The sequence below is a fragment of the Winogradskyella sp. genome (genome assembly GCF_013213835.1).
Taxonomy (GTDB): domain Bacteria; phylum Bacteroidota; class Bacteroidia; order Flavobacteriales; family Flavobacteriaceae; genus Winogradskyella.
The window spans coordinates 1-2172 of sequence record NZ_JABSSU010000024.1 but is presented as its reverse complement, the minus strand read 5'-3'; the positions used below and the strand labels follow the sequence as shown (position 1 = coordinate 2172).

Here is a 2172-nt window from a genome sequence, read left to right as displayed (position 1 = left end):
CAGCGGAAAGAGCAAACGAACACCAAGATCATATCGAAAAATTAAAAAATTGCTGTGGGATTTCGTGAAAAATCTAAATTTTTTCCGGCGTTAATAGTTGTAAAATTATTGGAAAAATAGTTTAAAAGTTTATTACAATTACAAAGTCCGAGAATGAATTTGAAATTAACTGTGGAAATTATTAATACTAAAATATCTTGGTCTGTATATCAAGATAATTTTAAAAACAGTTTTTGATACAAAATGCCACAGTAGAAGCAGCAACTTATACGCATCTTCATAATAAATATTCAATTGGCATCTACGTTGACGAGTTGTCTTATTTGATTGAAAAAATGGCGAACAAAAATAATTCTGAAGGCAATGTCTGGCGTGTTTTCCTTTTACAAGGCAATACCAACAAACACATTGATGTAAACAGAAAGACTACTGAGAGTTATAGATTAGAGCAATCCTACCCTACTCTATTAGGATCACTACAAACACAAAAAATACCTAAGCTATTCGGTAACGGAAACCTAGAAAGTGGCTTTGTTGATCGAATACTGTTTACAAATAAACTAGAAGGAAATGAAAAAATATCTAAAGCCTTAATGCCAGATAGTACAGTTAATAATTACAGTCATTCGTTAAACAACCTCATATTATACCGCAAATCAATTGAAGAACAAGAAACATCATTGTTAGTAGAAATAACCGATGATGCAGAAAACATACTTTATGAGTATTCACAGCAGTTACTACTGAGACAAAAAGCAGCCTATGATAATACCAAAGAGTATATTTCAAAAATGATGATTAGTATCCATAAGTTGACACTTATGATGCATCTCATTCAGACTTCACACAATAGCAGTTTTCAAAATCCTATTGTACCGAATACAGTGCAACTAGCAATTTATATTAATGAATTTTACTTTACAAATTTTAAAATCATTTTAGCCTATCAAGATCAAGGTATAGATCGAAATCTATTATTAAGAAAAATCATTGAAATGGCGAAAATAAATAGTATCACACAGAAAACTATCGAGCAGTTAACTGGAAGAAGTAAAGCTCACATTAGTAAGATTTGGAATAATAAATATTAAAAAATCTTAGAAACTAGAAACTTAAGTGAAAATTTATGGATAGCCCAGTAATAATCAATGATGTCGAAGTTTTTAAAATAAACAAAAAGTTTCTTACAAATTACCTACATAATTTCTTTGGAAACTCAAAAAAAAGGAAAATTAAGTATATAAATCTGGATATCAAACCATTACATTAAAAAAGGTAAAGTTTCCAGTTTCTAATAAAAATTTTATGACCATAGAAAAAGCAATAACGATAATGCATGATCTGACGTTATCACAAAATGAACATTTTAATAATGCAAAAGAGGCATACAACACTATTGTAAAGTATATCACGGACAAGGATAATAAGGATAATAACGTGTATAAAGAGTTAGCATTTAAACTTTATGTTATGTGTTATAACCTCTATTTAAATTTAAACAACTCTTCAGTATACGATCAGATTGCGGTTAAAGAATTTCATAAAAAAATTGACAAGTCCATTAATTTTCATGTATATGGATTTCTTAACGACTTGATAACTTATGATCAAAGTTTATTACTAAAGCGTTCCAATATAAGTCTTGTGCATCCTAATCAAAAGTCGAAAATCATCAATGATAAAGAAAATGAGGTCTTTTTAAATGCAATGGAAAATCCTAATAACATAAAAATCGCCTTTGGTGAATCGTGGAGCTATGACGAAGTCAATGAAAAACTACATAATCAATTTTTAAACCTTAAACATTAATATAACTAATAATTAAAAACTATGAACTGGCACGAAAGATACAACCGAATGAAAAATGATCTTGGTTACACTAACAAAGACATCGCAGAATTGACTGGGTTTGACTACAACAGTATTAAAACGATGACACAACCCAATAGAAATTTTCCAAAATCATTAAAATTAGGTATTGAAATATATGAAAGACATGTGTTGGGAGTGCCTCACTTAGGACACTATATCATATAAGAATTAAATACTAACTTAAATTCTCGTTTTACAACAAAATTTCCATGCTTTAGTTGGTAAAACATGTTTTACAATCAGTTGTAAAAAGTTGCAAAATAGTTGTAAAAATTGCAAAAGTTGTAAACGATGGTTTAC

Annotated in this window: 3 protein-coding genes; all 3 read left to right on the top strand. The window is 29.0% G+C overall.

What is annotated here, in order from left to right; all coding sequences use genetic code 11:
- The first annotated feature begins 233 nt into the window (after positions 1-233).
- The 3 genes from HRU50_RS16010 (at position 234) to HRU50_RS16000 (ending at position 2037) form a co-directional block, all read left to right on the top strand.
- Complete coding sequence (locus tag HRU50_RS16010; protein ID WP_296352335.1) at positions 234-1091, top strand: DUF3987 domain-containing protein; 858 nt, start codon at positions 234-236, stop codon at positions 1089-1091.
- A 214-nt stretch (positions 1092-1305) separates the two neighbouring features.
- Positions 1306-1809, top strand: a complete 504-nt coding sequence (locus HRU50_RS16005; protein WP_296352333.1) for a hypothetical protein — start codon at positions 1306-1308, stop codon at positions 1807-1809.
- Positions 1810-1830: 21 nt separating this feature from the next.
- Positions 1831-2037, top strand: coding sequence for a hypothetical protein (locus tag HRU50_RS16000; RefSeq protein ID WP_296352331.1), 207 nt, complete (start codon positions 1831-1833; stop codon positions 2035-2037).
- Positions 2038-2172 lie beyond the last annotated feature (135 nt).